Here is a 16532-nt window from a genome sequence, read left to right as displayed (position 1 = left end):
GTATGTTTAGCCGCCGTGTTTTTTGATCAGTGCCTTGGCCTGCGCGATCAGGGCCTTGCCGTCGATCCCCTTGGCGTCCATTTCGGCCACCCAGCGATCAATCACGGGCTGCGAGGCGGCCTTGAAGCGCTCCACTTGTTCCGGGGAAAGCTGGATGATGGTGTTGCCCGCTTTTACCGCAATGTCGCGGCCCGGTTTGTCGTGATCCCACATCACCTGAGCCGCGAATTCCGCCAGTTTCTGCCCCGATTCCGCATCAATCGCGGCGCGGATGTCATCGGGCAGCTTGGCATAGCTGTCCTTGTTCATCACCATGACGATGGTGGCGGTATACAGGGCTTCGTCCCCGGTAAATTCGGTGTGGTTATGCACCAGTTCGGCCAGTTTGATGGCTGGGGTGACTTCCCACGGGATCACCGTGCCGCCGACAACGCCCTTGGACAGGGCTTCGGGGATGGCGGGCAGGGGCATCCCGATGGGGGTGGCCCCCAGTTCCTTGAGCATATCATTGATCACGCGGGTCGGGCCGCGCACTTTCAGGCCTTCCATGTCCTCGACGGTTTCGATGGGGCGGTCGGCATGGATCACGCCGGGGCCATGCACCCACGCGCCCAGCACCTTGACGTCTTTGTATTCGCCGTCCTGAAGATCGGTTTCCACCAGTTCCTGAAACGCCTTGGCGGTGGCCACGGGGTTCGTCATCATAAAGGGCAGTTCAAACACTTCGGTTTTTGGGAACCGTCCGGGGGTATAGCCCACCACCGTCATGATCACATCGGCGACGCCATCAATGGCCTGATCCATCAGTTCCGGCGGTTTACCCCCCAGCGCCATTGCGTCGTAATGTTCAAACTTTACCTTGCCGCCGGTGGCTTCTTCGATCCGGGCGGCCCAGGGTTTGATGATGTGTTTCGGCACCGTGGCGGGCGGCGGCAGGAATTGGTGCAGCCGCAGCGTGACCTCTTGCGCGGCGGCCAGCCCCGGTGCCAGCCCCGAGGCCAGCACAGCAGCAGCCATGGTTTTCATGATTGTACGACGTTTCATCGCGTTTCTCCCTGTTGGCGCGTGTTTTTATGTTTTGTTGTGTTGGAAAGGCGGGTCGCCTGTCCGGGTTTTGGATCAGTTCAGCGTGACCGGCAGGCTAAGCGGCCCACGGAAGCCAAAGCCCCAGAATTTGACCTGCGCCGGGTCGGGCAGCGTCATGTTCGGGAAGCGGTCAAACAGCATCGGCAGCACGATCTGCGCCAGCATCCGCCGCGCGATATGGGTGCCCTGGCAGAAATGCGGCCCGTTCCCAAAGGCCTGATGCGGCGTTTTCGGGCGGAAGATGTTATACTCCTCGGGCCTGTCGTACAGATCTTCGTCGTGACAGGCAGACGCCTGAACGGTCATTACCACCTCGCCCTTGGCAATGGCGTGGCCCCGGATTTCGGTGTCCTGCATCACCAGCCGCGAACTGGCCTGAATCGGCGCGACCCAGCGCACGCCTTCCTCGAACGCGGCGTCCCACAGGGCATCTGCCTTGCAGGCGTCCAGTTGATCGGGATTGGTGAACAGCCCATACAGAATGGTCAGCAGCGCATCGCGTGGTTCGTTGATACCGCCGCCAATGGCGATTTTGACGTTGGAATAAATCTGGCTGCGTTCAATCGGATCGTCGGCATTGACCATGACCGACAGGGCGGATTGATCGGGGTCCGCTTTGACCCGTGCCACGCAGGTATCAAACAGCGCATCCATTTCCGCATTGGCCGCGTCCGAGCGTTCAAAGAGTTCCGGCACATTGCCGAAATTCCCCGCCCCGTCGATCAGCGTTTGCGACCAGCGCATCATATCCGCATCGGATGCTTCGGGGATGCCCAGCAGATAGGTCAGGCAGCGCGCCGCATAGGGGGCGGCCAGCCCGCTGAACAAATCCACGGTTTCGCCACGGGGCAGGCGGCCCACATAATCCTTGGCGACCTGCGTATAAATCTCGTTCCAGCAGCCTTTGATATTGCGGGGTGAAAAGGCCGGGGCCATCGCGTTGCGTTCGCGTTTATGCGCCTCGCCATCCTTGCGCATAAGGGTATGGGCCAGAAAGGCGCGTTTCATCGGGGTCAGCGGATCGTCCGAGCTGAACAGTTCCCAGTTGTCCTTGACGTGTTTGGTATCCGCCGCCTTGGTCAGCATGATCCGATTGATGCTGTTGATCCGCAGCACGGGGGTTTCAGCCCGCAATTTGCGGTAAATCGAATAAGGGTCTGCTGTCAGTTCCGCGATCGTGATCCGGTCGTCCACCGGCACGTTGGACATCACATCCGTTGTCATCGCTCCTCCTCCCAAAGTCGCAAATGTGGGGGGCAGCGTAGCGGCGGGTTTGACATTGGGCAATCTGATGGATTTGATAAACCAAATCGAAATATTCGATATGGGTTTGAAATGGCAACTGATCCTTTTGCGCTGGATTTTTCGGCCCTGCGGGTTTTGCGGCTGGTGCATGGGCATGGCAGCTTTTCCCGAACGGCGGAAAGCCTGGGGGTGACGCAATCCACCGTCAGCTACACGATGGCCCGCCTGCGCGACGCGTTCGGCGATCCGCTATTTGTGCGGCAGGGGGCGGGGATCGTGCCAACCGACCGCTGCGAGGAAGTGGTGGCCCAAACCAGCGCCATGCTGGACAGGTTCGAGGCGCTGACCGCCCCGCGTCAGTTCGATCCGGCTGTGGCCAAGCTGGAGATCGGGATAAGCTGCAATTATTACGAGCGTGTCACCCTGATCCCCAAGGTCATGCGAACCCTTCGGCAAAAAGCGCCGGGGATGGCGATCCGCATCATTTCATCCACAGTGCGGGGCAAGGAACAACTGATGCGTGGTGACAGCGACATGCTGATCGGGCCGATCCGGCTTGAGGAACCCAGCTTTTTCAGGCGCGGTCTGCTGCCCGAGGATTACGTTTGCATCATGGACCCCGCCAACCCGCTGGCGCGGACGGTGCAGGATGTGGATACATTTGTGGCCGCGCCGCAGGTGGTGGTGAATTACGGCGGGTCGTTCCGGTCGCGGTTTCTGGTGGTGATGGAAGCTCAAGGCCATTACCCAAACGCCGTGATGGAGGTGCCAAGCCCCGCAAACCTACCGGATATTCTGGTTGGCACAGATATGATTGCCACGGTTCCGCGCCGGATTGCCGAAAGCTTTGGGGCGCAGGTGGTGATCCGGGATTGTCCCTTTTTGGCAGAGATCAGCATTGATCTGTATTGGACGGCCCGCACCCATGTTTCCGCGCCCCATGTTTGGTTGCGGGCGCAAATCGCAGCCGCCGCCAATCGCATCCTGACGAAAGAGGCTGGGGCGGGCTGATTACCCCGGTTTGCCCGGTGGGGTGATTTCGCCGGTGGTCAGCACCGGCGAGGCATCAATATCCCCGGCGTCCAGCATGGCGGCGACCCGTTCCAGTGACGCCAAAAGCTGCGCCTGTTCCCAATCCTTCAGCTTTTCAAATGCCCGGACATAACGCTGTTGCAGCGCGTCGGGAGCGTCTTTGACTGCGTCCCAGCCATCGGGGGTGATTACCACATTGGTTTGCCGCCGGTCGGTTTCCGATCGCTGCCGCTGCACCATGCCGCGTGCCACCAGTTTATCCACCAGCGCCGTGACCGTCGCCTGACTGACCCGCATTTGCGTGGCCATGTCCTTGGGTGTGGTCGATCCGCCGCGCGTTGCGGTGATTTGCAACACCCGCAATTGCGCGGGCGTCAGCCCGGCGGCCTGCGCCAGTTCGCGCGAATATTGTTCCGTTGCCCGCAGAATGCGGCGCAAGGCAATCAGGCTGTCATCGGTGCGATGGCGCTGGGTGTCAGAAGGCTGGTCAGTCATGGCCGCCCATCCTTGCATGATCGGGGTGATCCTTCAATCCGCGAAGTATTTTGACCAACTGTGAAAATATGCTTTGTGTTGTGTAGCGATTTTGAAGGGGATTGCGAAGTAAATACTGCCTTAATATCCATAGTTGCAGCGTAAATGCGCTAAATTCGGATAAATTTACTTAGCGTGTTGAAATTTTTATCCTGATGATATACTTAGTGTTGCGAATAAAAATTGGAGAAGCAATATGCCCAAGGATATGGTCAAGGAAGATACATCTGGTCCCCGAACGCGTGCGCCCCGGCTGCGCAAGCCAACCGCGCAGGACGGGGCGGCAATCTGGGAACTGATCCGCGCGTGTAAGCCGCTGGATGAAAATTCCATGTACTGTAACCTTATTCAGGCCGATCATTTCCGCGATACCTGCGTTGTCGCCGAAGTGGATGGCGACATTCTGGGCTGGATTTCCGGGCATATGATTCCGAATGACGATGCGTTTTTCGTCTGGCAGGTGGCTGTCAGCCCAAAAGCGCGGGGTCTGGGGCTGGGGAAGGCCATGCTGTTTGACCTGATCAACCGCGCTGAAACCGATGGGGCGCGCGCGTTGAAAACCACGATCACCAAGGACAACGATGCCTCTTGGGGGCTGTTTCGCAGCTTTGCCCGGTCGATTGGCGGCGATCTGTCCGACGCGCCCCATTTCACCCGCGATGCCCATTTTGACGGGCAGCACGACACTGAACATATGGTGACGATCACGCTGCCGCAGGAACATGACGCGCTGAAACGCGCCGCCTGAGCATCGCCCGATACATTCCCGATTTTTCCGAAAGGACACCCCATGCCCAACGACATGGTACAGAATACGTCTATCTTTACGCGCCGCGAAAGCAAGGCGCGGTCCTATTGCCGTGGGATGCCTGCGGTTTTCGATACCGCCCGCGGGTCCGAATTGTTCGATGCCGATGGCAACCGTTTCATTGATTTTCTGGCGGGCTGTTCGTCACTCAATTATGGCCATAACGATCCCGATCTGAAAGCGGCGCTGATAGATCATATCGCCAGCGACGGGCTGGCGCATGGGCTGGATCTGCACACCGGGGCCAAAGGCGCGTTTCTGACGGCGTTCGAGGATCACATCCTGAAGCCGCGCCATATGGATCATAAGGTGATGTTCACAGGACCCACCGGCGCGAATGCGGTGGAAGCGGCGATGAAACTGGCCCGCAAGGTGACGGGCCGCACGAATATCATCGCGTTCACAAATGGGTTCCACGGGGTCACGATGGGCGCCTTGGCTGCCACGGGCAACGGTTATCACCGGGGTGGCGCCGCAATGGACAAGGCAGGCGTGACCCGGATGCCCTTTGATGGCTATGCCGAAGGTGTGGACAGCGCGGCGTTGCTGGATCAGATGCTGGGCGACCCATCGGGCGGGATCGACGCCCCCGCCGCCATCCTGTTTGAAACCGTGCAGGGCGAGGGCGGGCTGAACGCCGCCTCGGCCGATTGGGTGCGCAAGATGCAGGACATCGCCCATAAACACGGTGCCTTGCTGATCATTGACGATATTCAGGCGGGCTGTGGCCGCACCGGCACGTTCTTTTCATTCGAGGAAATGGACGTTCAGCCCGACATCGTGACGATGGCAAAATCCATCTCGGGCTTCGGCCTGCCGATGGCGTTGATGCTGGTGCGCCCGCAGCATGACGTGTTTGGGCCTGCTGAACATAACGGCACGTTCCGGGGGAACACCCACGCTTTTGTTACGGCCCGCGCCGCGATTGAAAAATTCTGGGCCACGGATGCGTTCCAGCGGGAACTGGCGGAAAAATCCATGCTGCTGACAACGGCGCTGTCGGACATTGCCGATCTGGTGCCGGGGGCTGTCCTGAAAGGGCGGGGTCTGATGCAGGGGGTTGATGTTGGGTCCGGGGAACTGGCGGCGCGTATCTGCGCCCGCGCCTATGAGATGGGGCTGGTGATCGAAACCTCTGGCCCGAATGATGAGGTTGTCAAAATCCTTGCGCCGCTGACCACCCCGGCCAGCCTGTTCCGCGAAGGGTTCGACATTCTGACACAAGCCGCCCGCGATGTGCTGGGTGAACTGAAACTTGCAGCGGAGTAACGCAAATGATTGTACGCGATTTTAACGAGCTAAAGAAAACAGACCGCCATGTGGCCGATGCGCGATGGACCTCGACCCGGATGCTGCTGGCCGATGACGGGATGGGGTTTTCGTTCCATATCACGGTGCTAGAGGCGGGTTCGGAACATACCTTTCACTATAAGCACCATTTCGAAAGCGTTTACTGCATGAAGGGCAAGGGCTCGATCACCGATCTGGCCACGGGGGAAACCCACGCGATCAAGCCCGGCGTGATGTATGCGCTGAACCTGCACGACAAACATATTCTGCGCGCCGAGGAAGAACTGCACATGGCTTGCTGCTTTAATCCGCCGGTGACGGGCAAGGAAGTCCACCGCGAGGACGGTTCCTATGCCCCGGCAGAGGAGCTTGCCGACTGACCGAAAGGGCAAACATGACCCATCATACTGTTGAAAAAATCGGGGGCACGTCGATGTCCCGTGTCGGTGAACTGCGGGATACGCTGTTCATCGGCGGGCGTCAGGGGGCCGATCTTTATGGCCGTGTGTTCGTGGTGTCGGCCTTTGGTGGCATCACCAACCTGTTGCTGGAACATAAAAAGACCGGCGAACCGGGGGTCTATGCGCAATTTGCCAACGCCGATACCGGCCACGGCTGGCATGACGCGTTGACCCGTGTTGAGGCCGCGATGGAAACGGCCCATGCCGCTGTGCTGGATCATCCGGCGGATGTTGAACAGGCGCGGGCCTTTGTGGCGGAACGGATCGACGGCGCGCGTAATTGCCTGATCGACCTGCAACGCCTGTGCAGCTACGGCCATTTCCGGCTGTCAGAACATATGCTGCAAATCCGTGAATTGCTGTCTGGTCTGGGCGAGGCGCATTCGGCCTTTGTGACCACGCTGATGCTGCAACGCGCCGGGGTGAATGCCCGGTTCGTGGACCTGTCGGGCTGGCGGGACGAAGGCGATATTTCGCTGGACGACCGGATCACCCGCGCCATGCAGGACGTGGACCCCCAGCAGGAAATGCCGATTGTCACGGGCTATGCCCAATGTGCCGAAGGGCTGATGCGGGAATTTGACCGGGGCTATTCCGAGGTGACGTTTTCGCGTCTGGCGGCGTTGATCAGCGCCCGCGAGGCGATCATCCACAAGGAATTTCACCTGTCGTCGGCTGATCCCAATCTGGTGGGGCAGGGCGCTGTGCGCAAGCTGGGCCATACCAACTATGACGTGGCTGATCAGATGTCGAATATGGGGATGGAAGCGATCCACCCTCGCGCGGCAAAAATGCTGCGTCAGGCGGATGTGCCCCTGCGTGTGACCAATGCCTTTGAACCTGACGATCCCGGTACGTTGATCGACGATCAGCCCGCAACGGAACCGGCGGTGGAAATGGTGACGGGGCTGGATATTGTCGCGCTGGAACTGTTTGAGCAGGACATGGTGGGGGTCAAAGGCTATGACGCCGCCATTCTGGAGGTGCTGACCCGCCATAACGTGCGGATCGTGTCGAAGACGTCGAACGCGAATACGATCACGCATTATCTGGACGCTTCGCTAAAGGTGATGCGCCGGGTGGAAAAGGATCTGACGCGCCTGTATCCCACGGCGGAAATCTCGGCTCGTCCGCTGGCGATGGCTTCGGCTATTGGGCGCGATCTGACGGGGCTGGCGGTGCTGACACGCGGATTGCAGGCGATTGCCGCGAATGGGCTGGCGGCGCTGGGCGCATCGCAGGGGCCGCGTAATGTGGATGTGCAGTTCATTTTGGAACGCGACGATCTGGCCCCGGTGATCAAGGCGCTACATGCGGAATTTGTGGCGGCTGATGTCGAAACGTCTGCATTGGACAAAGCGGCCTGATCAGCTTGCATAAACAATAAAAGGCGGCGCATTTAGCGCCGCCTTTTGTGTTGGTGTGCTGGGCTGGGATCAGGCGTGCAGCGCCTTGACCGCATCATTCAGATGCACCTGACCCACAACCTTGCCGGATTTATCCGCCACAGGCAGCGCCTGCGCAGGGGCCGCGACCAGTTTTTCCAGCGCATCCGCCAGCACAGTCGAGGATGGCAGCGGTTCACCCACAGGGGCATCCCCGGCAATCGGCCGTTGCAGGGCGCGAATGCGGATCACCTTGCTGCGATTGATTTCGCGGGTGAATTCCGCAATGTAATCATCCGCCGGGCGCAGAACGATGTCTTGCCCGTCACCAGATTGCACCAGACACCCATCCCGCAGAATGGCGATGGTGTCGCCAATCCGCATGGCCTCGTCCAGATCATGCGTGATGAACACGATGGTTTTGTTCAGCTCTTGTTGCAGTTCCAGCAGGATGGATTGCATATCCGTGCGGATCAGCGGGTCCAGCGCCGAAAACGCCTCGTCCATCAGCAGGATATCGGCATCGGTGGCCAGCGCGCGGGCCAGCCCCACACGCTGTTGCATCCCGCCGGATAGCTGACCGGGATAGTAATCCTCGTACCCGGCCAATCCGACACGGTCCAGCCAATGCGCGGCGCGTTTCGTGGCCTCGGATTCGTCCACGCCCTGAATGCCCAGCCCATAGATGACATTTTCCAACACCTTGCGATGCGGCAGCAGGGCAAAGTTCTGGAACACCATCGACATCTTGAACCGGCGCAGATCACGCAACTGGTTTGGTCCCATCGCCATCACGTCATCGCCATCAATCCAGATTTCGCCCGCAGTGGGTTCGATCAGGCGGTTCAGGTGACGGATCAGCGTGGATTTGCCCGACCCGGACAGGCCCATGATGACCTGTAGCTTGTTCGCGGGAATATCCAACGAAATGTCATTCAGGCCCAGCACATGCCCGGTCTTGTCCAGCAGTTCGTCCTTGCCCATGCCGCCATGGACCTGTTTCAGCGCCGTTTGCGGATTGTCGCCGAAAATCTTGTACAGGTTGCGGATGGAAATCTTGGTGTCGTCAGCCATGCCCGGCCTCCCGATAGGATTGCAGGCGTTTGCCATAGGTTTGGCTGACCCGGTCAAAGATGATCGCCAGCGCCACGATGGCCAGACCGTTCATCAGACCCAGCGCCAGATATTGATTGGAAATCGCCCGCAGCACCGGCACGCCCAAACCCTGCACACCGATCATCGAGGCGATCACCACCATCGACAGCGCCATCATGATCGTCTGGTTGATCCCGGCAAAAATATTGGGCAGCGCCAGCGGGATTTGTACGCCGAACAGCTTTTCCTTGTTCGATGCGCCAAAGGCCTCGGCGGCCTCCATCACGCTTTTGTCCACCAGACGGATGCCCAGATTGGTCAGACGCACCAGCGGCGGCAGCGCATAAATGCACACGGCCAGCAGCCCCGGCACCTTGCCGATGCCCAGCAGCATCACCACGGGGATCAGATAAACGAAGCTGGGGATGGTTTGCATCACGTCCAGAATGGGGGTGATGATTGCCTGCGCCCGGTCAAACCGCGCCATCAGAATGCCCAGCGGGATACCCACCAGAATACACAGGAATGTGGCAACCGATATGATTGCAAGGGTGGACATCGTGTCCTCCCACATGCCCAGAAAGCCGATGACGACAAAGGCGACCACACTGCCCAGCGTGATCTTCCATGACCGCGACCCGGCCCATGCCAGCCCGGCAAGGATCAGGATGATGATGGGCCACGGGGTCGCTTGCAGCAGCTTTTCAAACCAGACAAGGAACGCCAGCAGCGGGTCGAAAAAGTTTTCAATCGATTCCCCCCAGGCGCGGGTGAATTCGCGGAATGTGCCGTCGATGCCCCGGCGCAATGCGCTCAGGTCCGATCGGCCCAGTGACGGAAACTCCAATAGAAAATCCATGAGTTTGTCCTGCCTTTACAGATAGACGAAGGGCCCGGCTTCGTGACCGGGCCCTTCTGATGGGATCACAGGGTCAAAGCGCGTCGCGCACTTTGGCGGCAACATCCGCCGGAACCCACTTGGTCCAGACATCTTCTTGGGTCGCAAGGAACTCATAAGCAGCATCTTCGCCCGTGGCCTGATTTTCGCTCATGAAGACCAGCATGTTGTTCATGATGGCACCGGGGAACACGCGCTTTTTGAAATAGTCCTGCGCGGGTCCGGCCTTGCCGATGAAATCGTCGGTGACGACGGTGTTCACCTCGGACACGGTCCACGAGGTCGGCTTGGGGTCGGCGCAATCCTGTTCGGCCAGTGCAATACAGCCGTCCCAGTTGTCCCGCCCGGCCCATTCGGCCTCGAACGGCAGTTTGACCATGTTGTATTTGCCGATCATCGACGTGGGCGACCAGTAATATCCGAACCAGGGCTCGCTGCGTTCCACCGCTTTGGACATCGACCCGTCCAGACCCGCAGCCGAACCGGGATCAACCAGAACCCAGCCCTTTGCTTCCATGTCAAAGGCGCGGAACAGGTTGGCGTTCACCAACTGGCAGCCCCAGCCCGCCGGACAGCCGACAAAGGCGCCTTTGCTTTCGTCCTCGGCGTAGGGGAACAGTTCAGGATGCGCCAGCACCTTTTCCACGGTGTCCAGTTCGGGGTGTTTGGCGGCAAATTCAGGGGTCAGCCACCAGCCTTCGCCCAGATCGGTGATCGGGCCATCGTTCAGGGTGACAAGCGTGCCTTCGGCCTGTGCGGCCATCAGCATGTCGCGCACCGCGTTGATCCACAGTTCGGGGGCCACGTCGGGCTGTCCCTTTTCGGACATGGACGCAAAGGTGGTGGTGGTCGCACCGGGGACCAGTTCCACGTCGCAGCCATACCCTTCGCTCAGAATGATCGAGTCGACATTGGCCATCAGTTCCGCTGACGCCCAATCCATTTCCGCGATCGAGATTTCACCGCAATCTTGTGCTAAACCTTGGTTTGCTGCGAATACCAAAAGGCCGGCGCCAATTGCACCTTTGAGAATGTGAGACATTGTAGGGGTTTCCCTCCCAGATCTTTTCGACTTTTCGGACCGCGGATCTTCGGGTTCACGGCCAGTCACCAGCCCGCATGGCTGATTTCCCGGATGTATTCCCCTGATTAGGCGTCAATGCTCCGGGCTGCGCCCTAAGCACAACATGCACCGCCCTGAATGTAAAGGGAAAGTCCCGGCACAGATTGCAAGTCATCGGTTGCCGTTAGGGAAGGCTTCTGCCAAAGCTATGGGCAAGTGCCTTTCTGGAAGGGATGCAGGTCTTTACGGGTGGAATTTAAATCCGAAGACCGCAATCCTGTCCGCATTGTTGTTTTTGGTTTCCAAATGAACGGCCGCTTTATTTTTCTGGCCCCGATTTCAGGAGCAGCCCAACGTGCTGTATCATCGCTATTTCGACGCGCTTGGATTGCATTTTATCCGCGCCGCTGACCCATTTACCCTTGAGGAACTGATTTCGCTTCAGACAAATTCAGAAAAGATACCGCCTGAAACCGTGGGGCGGCCTGTTCTGATTGATTTCCGGTCTGTGTCCCTGTCCAGCCTGGACCCGGCAGATATACGCCGCCATTTGATGAAGAAAAGCGCGCTTGATCCGGCCGTGACACAGGTGGCCTGCGCCTATCTGGTCGGGAATGATGCGGATTACGCCGTGGTGCGGATGGCTAATGTCCTGTCGGAATTGTCCGGCATCAACCCGGAAAGCCGCAGCTTTATCACGGAAATACCGGGCGATGCGTTAAACTGGCTGGTCGGTTGGATCGGGGCTGTGAATTCTGATGCGTTGGACGATTTACAACAGGCGATGAAAGATCACGGAACTTGTGGCCCCTAAGTCACCGTTTCAAAGGATAGGGCATTGGTTCCTATGCACATTTGAGGTCGCGCACCCACAGGTTGTAGCTCTCGAGAAGGTATTCCGTTTGGAATATAGTCTTGGAGAACCACAATGAAAAAAATGATTGCACTCATCGCGGCAATGCTTCCTGCCGCTGCATCCGCACAGGAAATGAGCGGGATGCTGACACTGGGCTACAGCTCGACGGATATTCCCGGCCTGAGCGACGATCTAAGCGGTGCCACGCTGGATTTCGCCGGGTCCGCGAATTTTGCCAACGGTTTCAGCCTGAGCGGCGGCGTTGGCCTGTCGAACCATGACACTGACGGTCTGCCGGGGCAGCTTCAGATGTCCACCTATGATCTGGAAGCCAGCTATGCCTTTGGCAATCACTGGTCGCTGGGGGCATATGCCGAAAAATCTGCGATGGAACTGACGATTATCAACGAAGATATTTCGATGCGTTCCTTCGGTCTGACGATGGGCTATAAAACGGACCGCGTCGCGGTGGAGCTGTATGCCGGGAAATCGGAAACCGACCCGGAAATGCCCGCTGGTCTGGACCTGAAAGACGCAGGGCTGCGCATGTCTTTTGCGGTATCTGATCGGACCAACATGACGCTGCGGGCGGGACTGTCGCGCCTGTCGGGGGCAGGCATTCCCGATGTCGATCTGACTGCAATTGGTTTGTCGGCAACCCATATGCTGAATGATCGCTGGATGGTTTTCGGCGGTCTGGATATGGCGTCGCTGGATGTTATGGGCGACAGCCTTGATGCAACCTCGGTTGGGTTGGGGGCGGGCTACCGCTTCGATATTTCCGGGCGGCCTGTGCTGCTGACGATGGAACTGGCCCGCACCTCGCTCAGCGTGGACGGTCTGTTCGATGAAGATCTGGATACCATCCGCGTCGGGCTGAGCCTGCCGCTGGGCGCCGCAGGCACCAAGGCACCGCTGAACAGTCTGGCCAGCTCTGTTGCCGAAGGGCGTCATTCGACCCTGACGTCGACCTTGCTGGGTGTGTTCTGATCGCTTGATCGTAAACGGATCAACGGGCCGTATTCTGGCGGCCCGTTGATATGGAACCAAACGCCCGGAAACAGGGGCGCATATCAGGCGGCGGATGTGCCCTGTGCCCCGGTTCCGGCGGCTACGTGATATTCCATATAGCCGCGCGTGGTGACGATCTGATCGGCCACATGTTTGGCATCGTGCCACACCCCCCAGATGAACGACGACCCGCGCCGTGATTGCCACGGCAGCCCCAAAAAGAAAATGCCCGGTTCAGGTGATACGCCGCGCTGGTGTCTGGGCTTTCCGTTGTCGTCGAACACGTCCAGTTGCAGCCAGCTATAGTCCTGTGCAAATCCGGTGGCCCACAGGATCACGCCAACCCCAGCCTGTGCCAAATCCAGTTCACGCAGCGGATGGGTCATGCAATCGGGGTCCGGGCCGATCCGGCGGGCGGCGGGTTCTTCGGGCAGGTCCAGCCCGTTGCGGGCGATATAGGCGTCTGCCTCGTCCAGAACGGACAGGTAATTCGCATCGCCCGCGTTGATATTATCGGCCAGATCATCGGCGAAATGCAGGGTGCCGTTGTCATAGCTTTCGGTACGCCCGACCAGTTTCATGCCGCGTTCGGCCAGTTGCCGGAAATCCACCGTATGCCCGCCATGTGCGCCGCTGACGGAAATCGTGACATGTTCGGCCCCTTGCGGCGGGGTGGCGGCGTTCCATTTGCCCAGCACACCCAGCCACCACACGAAATCCCGCCCGCGATAGCTGCGCGGGGGGCGGTCATGTGGCCCGACCGACAGGTAAACCGTTTTGCCCGCCCGCAGCAATTCATCCGCGATCTGAACGCCGGACGATCCGGCCCCCACCACCAGCACCGCCCCTTCGGGCAGTTGATCGGGGTTGCGATACGCGGCCGAGTGCATTTGCGGGATGCCAACGCTGTCGGGGATCATCGGCGGGATCACCGGCACCTGAAAAGGCCCGGTCGCGGCCACCACGTTCAGCGCGTCATAGTCCCCCTCGCTGGTGGTGACGCGAAAGCCCTCGGCCCCTTCGTTCTTGACCACGCTTTGCACAGTGACGCCGCATTTTACCGGGGCGTCGATCATTTTGGCGTAGTCCACGAAATAATCGGCCACGGAGTCTTTAGCGACGAAATCATCGGGGCCGCAGTTGGGAAATTCCATGCCGGGGAACCGATCGTGCCATGCCGGGCCATTCGCCACCAGCGAATCCCAGCGTTCAGACCGCCAGCGTTCCGCGATCCGGTCGCGTTCCAGCACGACATGCGCCACCCCGTTGCGGGACAGGTGTTCGCTCATGGCGATACCGGCCTGTCCGGCGCCGACAACCAGCGTATCAATTTTCGTGGGGGCCATTCGTGGGGTCCTTTCGGGCTATGTCTGTCAGGGTCATCCGCCCACCCTAAAAGCGCGGGTCCGACCCCGGAAAGCATGATTTGCGAAAGCATTGCTTGGGGTATGACTAAGCCATGTTGGGATACGCTTAGGCCCGGCCTAATCAGCAATAAGCCAGTCCGTTCTTTCATCCGGGCAGGCAGGTATGAAATCCTGACCAAATCTGCCCATCCATCGCCGGAGACCCCAATGGCCCATACCCGCATTCGCAAATTCAACACCAAAGACACCTATCCCGAACAGAAGCTGGACAACGATCTGTGTCAGGCCGTGGTCACACAGGGCGGCAAAACCGTCTGGATGCGGGGGCAATGCCCGCAAAATCTGGACGATGCGGTGAATATCGACAGCCACGATCCGGTGGAGCAGACCCACAAGGTCATGCAAAACATCCGCCAACTGATCGAAGAAGCGGGCGGCGATATGGAACATCTGGTAAAGGTGGTGGTCTATATCACCGACGTCCGCCACCGCGAGGCGGTCTATCGCACGATGGGCGAATATATCAAAGGCGTGTACCCGGTTTCGACGGGGCTGGTGGTGCAGGCCTTGGCGCGGCCCGAATGGCTGGTGGAAATCGACGCCACCGCTGTAATCCCGGAGTAAGCCCATGACATTTTCGCTTGTGGCGCGCTGCGCGGAAACCGGCATGTTTGGGGTGGCGATTTCATCGTCGTCACCGGCAGTTGCGGCGCGCTGCGCCTATGCGCGGGCCGGGGTGGGGGCTGTGGCCTCGCAAAACGTGACCGATCCCCGGCTGGGTCCGCTGGCGCTGGATTTGATGCAAGACGGGCTAAGCGCCGCCGAAGCCGTGGCCGAGGTGCAAAAGCGCGGCAGTTTCATCGAATATCGGCAGGTGTTGGCCGTGGACGCGCAGGGCGGAACCGCCATTCATTCCGGGCCGAACAGTCTGGGCATCTGGACGCAGGCGCAGGGGGATAACGTGGCCTCGGGCGGGAATTTGCTGGCGAATGACGGCGTGCCGCAGGCCATCGTGGATGGGTTCGTGACAGCGCGGGGGCATCTGGGCGACCGGCTGATCGCGGCCATGCGGGCCGGTCTGGCCGCCGGGGGCGAGGCCGGTCCGGTGCATTCGGCGGGTATGATGCTGGTGGACCGGGTGGCCTGGCCTGTGGCCGATCTGCGCTGTGACTGGACCGAAGATTGCCCGATCGAGGCGATAGCGACCGCGTGGGACATCTATAAACCGCAGTTGGACGCCTATATTCAGCGGGCGCTGGATCCGCGCGAAGCGCCGTCTTATGGCGTGCCGGGGGACGAATAAGCCGGGATTGTGCCGCGCGGTGAAAATACGCAACGGGTTTCGGGGCGGCCCACAAATCGGTGCCCGCCCTTGAAACCTGCGGGGATCGCGGTCAATGCTGGGGTCAACGCGACAGGACAAGGCCCCCAGATGCTGAGATATACGCTCCGGCAGCTTGAATATTTCGTGGCTGTTGGTGATACCGGCAGTATCGCCAAGGCATCGGAACGGATCAATGTGTCCTCGCCGTCGATTTCTGCGGCCATCACCCAGTTGGAACAGGAATTCGGCCTGCCGCTTTTCGTGCGCCAACACGCACAGGGGCTATCGCTGACGCAGGGCGGGCGGCAAATGCTGGAACAGGCCCGTGTGGTCCTGCGCGAGGCGGGGCTTTTGATGGATATTGCCGGGGATATTTCCGGGTCTGTCCGGGGTCCGATGTCGGTGGGCTGTCTGGTGACATTCGCGCAAATGGTGCTGCCTGCGCTGCGCCGCAGTTTCGAGGCGGATTACCCCGATGTACGGCTGCGCCAATATGAATTGAACCAAGCGGATATCATCAGCGGGCTGCGCCGGTCGGAAATCGACGTAGCGCTGACCTATGATCTGGAGGTTCCCGCCGATCTGCAATTCGCCCCGCTGGTGGAATTACCGCCTTTCGTGTTGGTGAATGAGGCACACCCGCTGGCCGGTCGGGCCGGGGTTTCGGTGGCCGATTTGCGGGATCATCCGATGGTGCTGCTGGACCTGCCGCTGAGCGCGGATTATTTCCTGTCGTTCTTTGCCGGAACCGGAACCAAGCCGCGGATTGCCGAACGCACGCGCGATATGGCGGTGATGCGCAGTCTGGTGGCGAATGGCTATGGCTATTCCATCGCCAATGTGCGCCCGCTGAACAGCCTGTCACCGGATGGCAAACCGTTGCAATTCATTCCGATGACGGGACCAGTGCGGGCGATGAAGATGGGGCTTTTGATGCCGCGCGATGCGGATAAATCCAACGCGGTCCGCGCCTTTCTTCAGCACAGCCGGGCGGCAGTGGCGCGGGGGGATTTGCCGGGTCTGGGCCGGGTGGACGCCAGTGCCGATGCAAGGGACGGCTTAGCCTGCCCCTAATCA

General features: G+C 59.7%; 17 protein-coding genes. 10 read left to right on the top strand and 7 right to left on the bottom strand.

What is annotated here, in order from left to right; translation table 11 throughout:
* Positions 1-6 precede the first annotated feature (6 nt).
* Positions 7-1044, bottom strand: coding sequence for a TRAP transporter substrate-binding protein (locus FN828_RS04425; RefSeq protein WP_185958926.1), 1038 nt, complete (start codon positions 1042-1044; stop codon positions 7-9).
* 75 nt (positions 1045-1119) lie between these two features.
* Positions 1120-2295: a cytochrome P450 gene (locus tag FN828_RS04420; protein WP_142492272.1), complete on the bottom strand. Its 1176-nt coding sequence runs from the start codon at positions 2293-2295 to the stop codon at positions 1120-1122.
* 126 nt (positions 2296-2421) lie between these two features.
* Between FN828_RS04420 and FN828_RS04415 the strand changes: the two genes are divergently transcribed.
* The gene (locus tag FN828_RS04415) at positions 2422-3342 is read left to right on the top strand and encodes a LysR family transcriptional regulator (protein ID WP_142492183.1); all 921 of its coding nucleotides are present in this window, start codon (positions 2422-2424) and stop codon (positions 3340-3342) included.
* On the opposite strand, the gene FN828_RS04410 is transcribed toward FN828_RS04415, so the two are convergent.
* Entirely contained in the window at positions 3343-3858 is a 516-nt protein-coding gene (locus FN828_RS04410; RefSeq protein ID WP_142492182.1) for a MarR family winged helix-turn-helix transcriptional regulator, read from the bottom strand.
* Between the two features lie 235 nt (positions 3859-4093).
* Here FN828_RS04410 and ectA point away from each other — a divergent pair, with 235 nt between their 5' ends.
* The 4 genes from ectA to FN828_RS04390 are packed head-to-tail and all read left to right on the top strand — an operon-like array spanning position 4094 to position 7823.
* On the top strand, positions 4094-4645 hold the full coding sequence (gene ectA, locus FN828_RS04405; protein ID WP_142492181.1) for a diaminobutyrate acetyltransferase: 552 nt from the start codon (positions 4094-4096) through the stop codon (positions 4643-4645).
* A 42-nt stretch (positions 4646-4687) separates the two neighbouring features.
* Positions 4688-5974, top strand: a complete 1287-nt coding sequence (ectB, locus tag FN828_RS04400; protein ID WP_142492180.1) for a diaminobutyrate--2-oxoglutarate transaminase — start codon at positions 4688-4690, stop codon at positions 5972-5974.
* 5 nt (positions 5975-5979) lie between these two features.
* Positions 5980-6375, top strand: coding sequence for an ectoine synthase (locus FN828_RS04395; protein WP_142492179.1), 396 nt, complete (start codon positions 5980-5982; stop codon positions 6373-6375).
* A 14-nt stretch (positions 6376-6389) separates the two neighbouring features.
* A complete protein-coding gene (locus tag FN828_RS04390) occupies positions 6390-7823 on the top strand; it encodes an aspartate kinase (RefSeq protein WP_142492178.1) in 1434 nt (477 codons plus the stop codon).
* A gap of 69 nt (positions 7824-7892) precedes the next feature.
* Here FN828_RS04390 and FN828_RS04385 read toward each other — a convergent pair whose 3' ends face one another.
* From FN828_RS04385 to FN828_RS04375, 3 genes are all read right to left on the bottom strand, one after another.
* Entirely contained in the window at positions 7893-8915 is a 1023-nt protein-coding gene (locus FN828_RS04385) for a quaternary amine ABC transporter ATP-binding protein (protein ID WP_142492177.1), read from the bottom strand.
* Complete coding sequence (locus tag FN828_RS04380; RefSeq protein WP_142492176.1) at positions 8908-9795, bottom strand: ABC transporter permease; 888 nt, start codon at positions 9793-9795, stop codon at positions 8908-8910. The genes FN828_RS04385 and FN828_RS04380 overlap by 8 nt, the downstream gene beginning before the upstream one ends.
* A 73-nt stretch (positions 9796-9868) precedes the next feature.
* Positions 9869-10876 (bottom strand): glycine betaine ABC transporter substrate-binding protein, encoded by a 1008-nt coding sequence (locus FN828_RS04375; protein WP_142492175.1) that lies wholly within the window; start codon positions 10874-10876, stop codon positions 9869-9871.
* A gap of 376 nt (positions 10877-11252) precedes the next feature.
* Here FN828_RS04375 and FN828_RS04370 point away from each other — a divergent pair, with 376 nt between their 5' ends.
* Together FN828_RS04370 and FN828_RS04365 are read left to right on the top strand one after the other, a co-directional pair.
* Positions 11253-11711 carry a hypothetical protein gene (locus FN828_RS04370; protein ID WP_142492174.1) on the top strand — a complete coding sequence of 153 codons (459 nt, stop codon included), beginning with the start codon at positions 11253-11255 and terminating at the stop codon, positions 11709-11711.
* 114 nt (positions 11712-11825) lie between these two features.
* Complete coding sequence (locus FN828_RS04365; protein ID WP_142492173.1) at positions 11826-12743, top strand: porin; 918 nt, start codon at positions 11826-11828, stop codon at positions 12741-12743.
* A gap of 83 nt (positions 12744-12826) precedes the next feature.
* On the opposite strand, the gene FN828_RS04360 is transcribed toward FN828_RS04365, so the two are convergent.
* A complete protein-coding gene (locus FN828_RS04360) occupies positions 12827-14110 on the bottom strand; it encodes a flavin-containing monooxygenase (protein WP_142492172.1) in 1284 nt (427 codons plus the stop codon).
* A gap of 228 nt (positions 14111-14338) precedes the next feature.
* Between FN828_RS04360 and FN828_RS04355 the strand changes: the two genes are divergently transcribed.
* From FN828_RS04355 to FN828_RS04345, 3 genes are all read left to right on the top strand, one after another.
* On the top strand, positions 14339-14755 hold the full coding sequence (locus FN828_RS04355; protein ID WP_142492171.1) for a RidA family protein: 417 nt from the start codon (positions 14339-14341) through the stop codon (positions 14753-14755).
* 4 nt (positions 14756-14759) lie between these two features.
* Positions 14760-15434, top strand: a complete 675-nt coding sequence (locus FN828_RS04350; RefSeq protein WP_142492170.1) for a DUF1028 domain-containing protein — start codon at positions 14760-14762, stop codon at positions 15432-15434.
* A gap of 129 nt (positions 15435-15563) precedes the next feature.
* A complete protein-coding gene (locus tag FN828_RS04345) occupies positions 15564-16529 on the top strand; it encodes a LysR family transcriptional regulator (RefSeq protein WP_142492169.1) in 966 nt (321 codons plus the stop codon).
* The last annotated feature ends 3 nt before the right edge of the window (positions 16530-16532 follow it).

Source organism: Thalassovita litoralis (assembly GCF_900182725.1).
Lineage (GTDB): Bacteria > Pseudomonadota > Alphaproteobacteria > Rhodobacterales > Rhodobacteraceae > Thalassobius > Thalassobius litoralis.
Note: the sequence above shows the minus strand (reverse complement) of the source record. Positions and strands in the feature narration are given on the sequence as shown.